Genomic DNA, 8,619 nt, shown 5'->3' with positions numbered 1-8,619 from the left:
TCGATGCGTTCGTGGGCTACTGCTACGTCCTCGTCGAGACGATCCAGCGATTCCCGCGAAACGCCCGGTGATGCTACTGACGACAGCGCGTTGCCGATATCGGTCTCCATACAGGTCGATTACGTGAACGGAGATAAAAAGCCCGCTGACTTGTCGCTCACGTCATCGCTGTAGCGTGCTTACGTGTACTTGCTCGACCATTCGGGGTCGATCGGGGCTTCGAGCCGTTCGATCTCGTCGTCGGACAGTTCGACATCGAGCGCGGCCACGTTCTCTTCGAGATGGTCGATCGACCGGGGACCGATAATGGGCGCGTCGACGACATCCTTGTGCAGGAGCCACGCGAGACTTACCTGTGCCGGCGTTCGATCCCGCTCGGCGGCGATTTCACGAACCGCATCGAGCACTGCCCACTCTTCTTCGGACCATCGTTCTTCGGGAGCGCTCTCGTCCTCAGCCATTCGGGCGCCGTCAGGTCCGTCCGAACGGCTGTATTTCCCCGTCAGGAACCCGCCCGCCAGCGGCGACCACGGAATGACGCCGATCTCTTGATCGGCACACAGCGGCAGGACGTTTGCTTCCTCGTGACGACTCGTGAGGCTGTACTCGGGTTGCATACAGGCGAACCGCTCGTAGTCCTCGATGTCGCTGGTTGCGAGCGCCTTCATGAACTTCCAGCTCGCCATCGTGCTGGCCCCGATGTATCGAACGCGTCCATCCTCGACGAGCGTATCCAGCGCCGAGAGCGTCTCCTCGATCGGGGTGGAGTCGTCCCAGCGATGAATCTGATACAGGTCGAGGTAGTCCGTTCCGAGCCGGTCCAGACTGTCCTCGACTTGCTCGAGGATGTGTTTTCGGGAGAGGCCCTGCTGATTCGGTCCGGGCGAGTCCGTCGCCGGGAAGTACACCTTCGAGGCGATGGCGATTTCCTCGCGGTCGTACCCCTGAATCGCTTGCCCGAGAATCTTTTCGCTTTCCCCGTTCGAGTAGGTGTTTGCGGTGTCGAAGAAGTTGATGCCGAGGTCTCGCGCGGCGTCAATCACCTCGATCGCTTCGTCCTCGTCGTTGATCATCCAGTCGGCCCCGGTCCCGAAGTTCATGCACCCGAGGCAGAACCGAGAGACTTCGAGCCCCGTCGTTCCGAGCCGTGTGTACTCCATACTATCTGTCATCGTGCTACCCGGCAGTTGCAGGTGATGGACCGTAAATTAACTGGAATTAGGCGCTAAGTCCCCTTCCTCAAGGAGCGAACCGCGTCAGCGGTGAGCGAGTAGGGTTGGGTAGTTCACCTGGCTGCGGAATTCTGCTCCAGTCGATTGCCGTCAACCCGATGGCCCTCGAACGATATCGGCGCCGAGCGCCCCGTAATGGCCGTTATCAGTACGGTCTCCGATTTAGATGGTAGAGCGCCGAGACCGTTTCCGGAATTCACTGACCGAATGGGACAAAATTCTTGTAGATGGCCGTATAGCGTACATTCGCGTCGGTTGGAGTGCTTACCAGACATCTGTACGGCGCGATCTCCGAGAGTAATACGCAGACAGAACGCTGCGGGCGGACTCTCATCCGCCACTCGATGTTCTTTTTCGTGCAAACAGTCTCCGAACCGGAAACAGTGTCGTAAAGACACGGCGGTCCGGGACATCTGGTGACTGGACTGGTCTAGGAACTCAACTGCGACGATCTTGAGTTGCTTGTGCTTGGTCGATTCGCTCAACATCGCAAACCGTTGGACAGGGTCTGTTCGTTCTATCTCAGCCTTGACCTCTCCCGTCTTCTATTCATCGTCGAATACACGACTCCCGATCTCAGAGAGTTCACTTGCTTCGATGTGACTGTACATCTCGCTCGTCGTCGACGGGTCGGCGTGCCGTAGCGCCCGTTGCGCGGCGGATGCCCCTTCCTTGCGGTAGTACATCTCCCCGGCGCCACGACGCGCGCCATGTAGCGTGAGATAGTTCTTCGAGTCGTCGCTGGTATCGACCCCAGCAGACTCGCTGAGCCGCTTGAGAAGCTGGCGTCCGCCAGCCGTGGTCAGTGCAGGCGGCACGCAGTCATACGCTCGGTAGGCATCCATCACGTCATCGTACGGATCAAGCAACTCGTCGGTGTTGTTGTGACCGCGCTCTTCGAGCTGCTCGCGTAGTGACGACCACAGTGACGGCCGGTGTGAGGTGGGGAACAGCGGCCACTCGCCGGTCGAAGGATCGAGGATGTCGTGCCAGCGTTCGAGGGCGGGTCGCGGCTTGTCGGTCAGCGGCGCTTGTTCCCACTCTTGGCTCTTACCGTAGATCGAGATCGTCGCTGACTCAAGATCAAGTGCATCCCACGGTGCTCCGTTCCGACCGTCCCAGTCGGTGTCCGGATGCGACAGGACCTCGGCACCACGGACGCCAGAGTAGCCCAGCAGGTAGCACAGCGCCCGGTCGCGGACTTCGGTGACGGCGTCACTCCCCCGTTCGTCGATCGCGTTGTGGGCACGCTCGTCGACGTACTGCAGGAGCGTCTGTCGCTGGGTCGGCGACCAGAACTGCTGGTTTTTCGACCCGCCGCTCGGGCGGTCGGGCATTGCATTCTCGACGACCGCGGCCTGTGCTGGGTTCTCAGCGATGAACTCCCACTCTCGACAGTAGGTGAGATACGCCGACACGTGATTGTAGTACGTCCATGCCGATGCCCGTGAGAGCCCGCTGTCGGCGTCGGCGTTGTGGGACGCAACGCGCCGTGAGAGGTACTGTGCCCAGCGACCGACCGTCTGCGAGTCGAGGTCTTCTAGATACTCGACGCCGCGGTCGTCTAGCCAGTCGATCCACTTCTGAAGCGTGCGGTTGAGTTGTGTCGCGTACGCTCCAGACCGCGCGCCAGTCTTTGGATCGTATGTTTTCGCTTTGGCGTCGAGAAATTCGTCGAGCGGCGCGTCGAGTGGGGTTTTCTCGTCGTGAGCCCCTGCAGTATCCCCGTCAGTATCGGGATCCATCTTCTATGCGTACCCGACAGCGTCGAGGTACTAAAATCTACTTGGGTTTACTCGACTAAGCGAAAGTAAGAATGTCAGTCTATGATTCGGCCAATATTCGGCGATAGAGATATTGTATCGTTATAATAGCCGCATTCGACCCCCATATAAACTACATTATGGTATACAAAATAACTGAGTGTCTTCGGTGAGACGGAGAGGGGGATACTAGGTCCTCCAAGATCGTGGTAAGCTCGAAGCGGACAACACGTAGTATTGAACACGCGAATGCCATGCGAGATCAAATGATTGGCGCCAATGTCGACAGAGCCTACTTCGGCGTAGTGAGAATAGTTTGGGAAATGGTTTATTCGATTTTTTACCTTTGAGAGTATATATTTGATGCTGCTCCAGTTGCAGCGACAGTCCAAACTGATAGCAAGACTGTGGCGGCAGCTGTCGCTGTGTGAAAGGGATAATCAATAGCCGATGAACGCGTGAGAAAATTCTATACGTATATAGTATTTTAGCTAGATAAATATGTGATAGACAGAGTATTTGCGATAGAAAATAGCATTCACATATTATTCACCCTAATAATTCCGGTGGAGAGACAGACAGTGAAGAGTATACGAATTAGATCATTTAAGCGACATTAATTTTCAGCTGCACACACATATAGTTGCGCCGTAGATCAGTGGGGTAAATCCAGTGATAAACGACGATCTGGAGAACAGCGGTTGCTAAAATATAATTAAGCATAGTATTATTTTGAGTGTATGATTTGCTGGATGTGGCTGGTGGCGAAGCTTCATCAGAGACGGGTATGTCGTCTCCCACTCACCAGATTCCGATCCAAGCAGGACGACGCATTTAACCCGAATGCTTATTTGATGGCCTTCCGCGACGGTACGTATGTCGGAGCTTGAGCGCCCGAATGTCGTCTGGATAGCGATGGAAGACACCTCGCCGCGCCTCGGCTGTTACGGGGACGAGCTAGCGAGGTCGCCGAACATCGATCGGTTGGCGTCACAGGGGCGGCGCTACGAGAACGCATTTGCCACTGCGCCGGTCTGCGCGCCGAGTCGCTCCGCAGTGTTCACAGGCAGTTACCAGAACTCGATCGGAACACATCACATGCGGACCACGCACACGAGCGACGACGCACCGGGGCTGGCGACGCCGTACGACGCCGTTCCACCTCACTACGTGACCGCAGTGACCGAGCACTTCCGGGCCGCAGGCTACTACTGTACGCTGCAGGGGAAGACGGATTACCAGTTCGGCGAGCCGATCACGATGTGGGATCATCACGACTCCGACGCGGGGTGGTGGGACGAGGCCCGCGAGGACGACCAGCCGTTCTTTGCGATGTTCACCAACGACGTGACCCACGAGAGTTGTATGTGGGACACCGAAGAGAACGAGTCGCTTGCCACAGATCCGGACGCCGTCGATGTGCCGCCGTATCTCCCGGACACCGCTCCGACGCGGCGATCGATTGCGCGGCAGTACGACGCCATCGAAGCCTCCGACGAGTGGGTTGGGGAACTGCTCGATCGACTGGACGACGCCGGACTCGCCGAGGAGACGATCGTCGTACTCTGGAGCGATCACGGCGAGGGACTGCCCCGAGCCAAGCGCTGGGTGTACGACTCGGGGCTCCAAGTCCCGCTCGTCGTTCGCTGGCCGGGGGAGGTCGACGCGGGAACAGTCAGCGACGAGCTGGTGAGCCTCGTCGATCTCGCACCAACGATGCTGTCTGCCTGCGGAATCGATGTTCCGCCGCACGTTCAAGGCCAGTCACTCTTAGACGACGAGCCGCGGGAGCACGTCTACGCGACGCGGGACCGATACGACCAGTCCTACGATATGGTCCGGGCGGTCAGAGACAAGCGGTTCAAGTACATTCGTCACTACTCACCCGGAACCCCCTATCGGCAGTGGGTACCGTTCAGGAACGAGCATCCCGCGATGCGCGAACTGCTTCGTTTGGAAGCCGAGGACGACCTCGACGGCGACCGACAGTGGGTTACGGACACCCGCCCGGCCGAAGAGTTGTACGACCTCGCTGAAGACCCCCACGAGACGACGAACCTCGCGGGCGATCCCGAGTACGAGGACCGCTTGGCGCAGTTGCGAACGGCGATGGACGACTGGATGGACGAGGTCGACGACCTCGGGCACGTCTCGGAGGCGGAGATGGTTCACAACCGCTGGAACGGCGACGATCAGCCACAGACAGCCACACCGACGTTCGTCCCGAACTCGGCGGAGAACCGTGCAGTGACGGCGAAGCCGGACGGTGCAACGCTAACTGCTCCTGCGACACTGTCCATCCACTGCTCGACGCAGGGCGCATCCGTCGAGTATACGACGGGCGACGACGGTTGCTGGTCGCTGTACACCGGCTCGATTCCCCTTCCGGAGGGTGAAACGACGGTGCGAGCCCGGGCAGTCCGATACGGCTACGAAGAAAGCGCAGAGCGCGCGGCGACGTTCACTGTTCACAGCGAGTGACGCCGCTGTGAGGGAAGCGCTGTCGGGCGCTGTCAGACGCTGTCGAGCACTGTGGGAGCTTTCTCTCAGGCGGCGTCGACGACACAGCGAAATCCGATGTTTCCGGTGGAGCTGTCGGGCGTGTTCTTCGATCGGGCTGCGACGCGATAGCGGTTGCACCACGACCGGTGACACAGATGCGAGCCGCCTCGCATCACTCGTTCCGTGCCGTCGTCGGGGCCGGTCGGGTTGTCGTACGAGTAGGCGTCAGTAGTGTGGTACTCTCTATCAAACCAGTCGGAACACCACTCCCAGACGTTACCGGCGACGTTGTACAGTCCATAGTCGTTAGGGGAATACTCGTCGACGGGTGCAGTCTGGACGTAGCCGTCGTCACCTGTGTTTTGCTCCGGAAACTCGCCCTGCCAGATGTTACACCGGTGCTCGCCGTCGGGACGCAGTTCGTCGCCCCACGGGAACGTCCGCCGGCGGAGGCCACCGCGGGCCGCGTACTCCCACTCGGCTTCCGTCGGGAGTCGCTTCCCCGCCCAGTCAGCGTAGGCAGCGGCATCGCGCCACGAGACGTGCGTCACGGGGTGTTTCAGCAGCGATCGGTTGTCGAGGACAGTCTGGCTGGGGCCGTTTGGATGGAGCCAATCGGCGCCCTCGACGGCGACCCACCACGATGCCCCGTCGGCGGTTCGGGCGATTCGGTCGCGGTCGGCGTCGTTCACGAAATCCTCGAAGACGAAGGACCAACCGAACCGTTCGGCGTCGGTCGTGTAACCCGTCTCGCGGACGAACTCGAGAAACTGGGCGTTTGTGACTGCAAACCGGTCGACGTAGAAGGGGTCTAGAGTGACCTCCCGTACCGGACCCTCTCCGTCTTGCGGGAAGCCGGCGCCAGAGTCCGTTCCCATGAGGAACGGGCCGCCGTCGAGGCGAGTCATCGCGTTCGTTCTGTCGTCATCAGCTGTGGCCGGGTCGGTCGCTGTCGGTACGTCCGCCGGTCGCTCGTCGCTTGGCTCGGCCACCGACGAGTGCTGCCGGTCCCGCGATCCGGCACAACATGCACGGTCTTCGTCCGTCACGCAAGGACGTATTTCGGGAACGGAGTAAATCCTTCTGGTGGTCCGTGCCAGTTTGATTACCGGCGCATCGAGCGTGCAGTTCGCGCGTTGCCCTCACGGCTAGGATAAGGTATTAATGGGTCATCGACCATTGGTAGTCCATGGATCGTCCACTCGTAGTTACGGATCCGAGCGATCGTGCGCCAGAACTGATTCAGGAAGCCGGTGAGCTCGCAGCCGACGCGGACGTGCCACTGCATGTGTTGACCGTTGTCAGCGACGAGGAGTTCCAGAATGACGCCGAAGTGATCGATTCGATCGCGGATGTCGAGGGCGGGAGCTACAATACGACCGCCGAGGAGTACGCCGAGAGTGTCGCCAACAGTGCGATTACTGATCTTCTTTCGAATCTCGACATCGAGACGGAAGCGATCGGCCGGGCCGTCGAAGGCGACAGCGAGCGAGCGGACACGATACTGAGCGTCGCGGAGGACAACGACTGTGATTACATCTTCCTCGTCGGGCAGCGTCGGCGGCCGACCGGAAAAGCCGTCTTCGGCGACACCGCTCAGCGGGTCATCCTGAACTCCGACCAGTACGTCGTCACGCTGACTGAGTAACTCACAGCAACACGACCGGCGACACAGTAGCAACAACTCACCAAGGCTGAGGCGTTGTGGCGGCTCAAATTGCCGTGATAAACCCGGTCGGCGGGGCTATCGACCCGCCCACGGACGGCCGTGTACTACGCCGGATTACGACGGGATGCACGAGAGAGGGGTGCTCGAACTCTCTGCAGCGATAGATAGTCGGCATCCCGCGGATCGGCGTAGTATCCGGTGGACTATCAAGGTTGCCGTGCTGTCGAACAGTACTACTAGCTTCCGTGATTCGTGAACACTCGTTTCGTAATATCTTCGAAAAGAGTGGCGGATCGCTATCCGCCCGCAGCGTACATCTGCGTATTACACTCACGCGTATCGTCGGATAGACGCACGGTGGACACTCCAACCACCGTGAACTAGCCATTCATCCCATCGCATATATTCTTTTTCATTGTTTCCACTTTATTTCGATTCTGCGTCGTGTAACGGCTGTTATCGAACGGTGCGACGGCCAGAGGGGCTACTCGAAATGAAGATCTGCCACGACTGGCAGATGGTCCGACGGAACACGACCGTCAGCGCGGAGATCAACACACGAAGCGTGTTGCACGACGCCGATGTCAGGCGTCACGAAGACGTAGTCGATGCGCCGACCGGCGGTTGGATCCTCGAACCCGGTGAACGTGTGGTCGGGGCCGTGGTGACCGTGCTCCGACCGCCTCTTGGCGTCGACCAGTTCGGCGCCGCCGTCCGAAACCAGTGTCTCGTAGGGCGTCGAATCCGGCTCGCTGTTGAAGTCGCCGGTGAGGGCAATTGGATCGTCTGCAGCGCCCAGCGTCGGCAGTCGCTCGGCCAGCAGCGATGCGCTCTCGATGCGTGCGCGCTCGCCTTCGTGGTCGAAGTGCGTGTTCGCGTGGACGAACTGCCGGCCGGTCGCTCGATCACGGAACTGGCCCCACGTAGCGATCCGGGGGAGCGCGGCGTCCCAGCCGACGCTGCCGACATCGTCGGGCGATTCGGAGAGCCAGAACGTATCCGATGCCAGCAGTTCGAGTCGGTCGGGCCGATAGCCGATCGGCGAGAACTCGCCGTCGTCCTCGCCGTCGTTCCTGCCGACACCGACCCACTCGTACTCGGGAAGTCGCTCGCTGAGATCGGCGAGCTGCTCGGCCGTCGGTTCCTGCAGGCCGACCAGTTCCGGAGCGTGCAGTCGGAGCGCCCCTGCGACGGCGTCGACGCGATTCGGCCACACGTCCGGCCCGTCGTCGCCAAACGCGACCCGAACGTTGTACGACGCGACGCGAAGCGTCTCAGACATAGCAGAGACGCACCTCGACGACGTTCGATATCGGTCGAGCGTTCGCTTCGAACGGTGTATCGTCCAGTCGGACGTGTCGTAATCGTCTGTCCATACCTCTGGTGTTCCGATAATCGCACATAGTCTTTCTCCCGCCGTCCGCTGCCCGCTTGTCATCCGGTTTCGGAACGC

The 8,619-nt window shown here is 59.9% G+C and carries 6 protein-coding genes; 2 read left to right on the top strand and 4 right to left on the bottom strand.

The window, feature by feature from the left end; translation table 11 throughout:
* Nucleotides 1-179 precede the first annotated feature (179 nt).
* Nucleotides 180-1,160, bottom strand: coding sequence for an aldo/keto reductase (locus tag CRO01_RS14010; RefSeq protein WP_375097346.1), 981 nt, complete (start codon nucleotides 1,158-1,160; stop codon nucleotides 180-182).
* Between the two features lie 617 nt (nucleotides 1,161-1,777).
* Entirely contained in the window at nucleotides 1,778-2,977 is a 1,200-nt protein-coding gene (locus CRO01_RS14005; protein WP_097009783.1) for a tyrosine-type recombinase/integrase, read from the bottom strand.
* 894 nt (nucleotides 2,978-3,871) lie between these two features.
* On the opposite strand from CRO01_RS14005, the gene CRO01_RS14000 reads away from it, so the two are divergent.
* Nucleotides 3,872-5,476: a sulfatase family protein gene (locus CRO01_RS14000; RefSeq protein ID WP_097009782.1), complete on the top strand. Its 1,605-nt coding sequence runs from the start codon at nucleotides 3,872-3,874 to the stop codon at nucleotides 5,474-5,476.
* A 65-nt stretch (nucleotides 5,477-5,541) separates the two neighbouring features.
* Here CRO01_RS14000 and CRO01_RS13995 read toward each other — a convergent pair whose 3' ends face one another.
* A complete protein-coding gene (locus CRO01_RS13995) occupies nucleotides 5,542-6,546 on the bottom strand; it encodes a formylglycine-generating enzyme family protein (RefSeq protein WP_245838559.1) in 1,005 nt (334 codons plus the stop codon).
* A gap of 140 nt (nucleotides 6,547-6,686) precedes the next feature.
* On the opposite strand from CRO01_RS13995, the gene CRO01_RS13990 reads away from it, so the two are divergent.
* The gene (locus CRO01_RS13990; protein ID WP_097009781.1) at nucleotides 6,687-7,145 is read left to right on the top strand and encodes a universal stress protein; all 459 of its coding nucleotides are present in this window, start codon (nucleotides 6,687-6,689) and stop codon (nucleotides 7,143-7,145) included.
* A 505-nt stretch (nucleotides 7,146-7,650) separates the two neighbouring features.
* Here CRO01_RS13990 and CRO01_RS13985 read toward each other — a convergent pair.
* Nucleotides 7,651-8,448, bottom strand: coding sequence for an endonuclease/exonuclease/phosphatase family protein (locus tag CRO01_RS13985; protein ID WP_097009780.1), 798 nt, complete (start codon nucleotides 8,446-8,448; stop codon nucleotides 7,651-7,653).
* Nucleotides 8,449-8,619: the final 171 nt, after the last annotated feature.

It is taken from the genome of Natronoarchaeum philippinense, assembly GCF_900215575.1.
Lineage (GTDB): Archaea > Halobacteriota > Halobacteria > Halobacteriales > Natronoarchaeaceae > Natronoarchaeum > Natronoarchaeum philippinense.
Note: the sequence above shows the minus strand (reverse complement) of the source record. Positions and strands in the feature narration are given on the sequence as shown.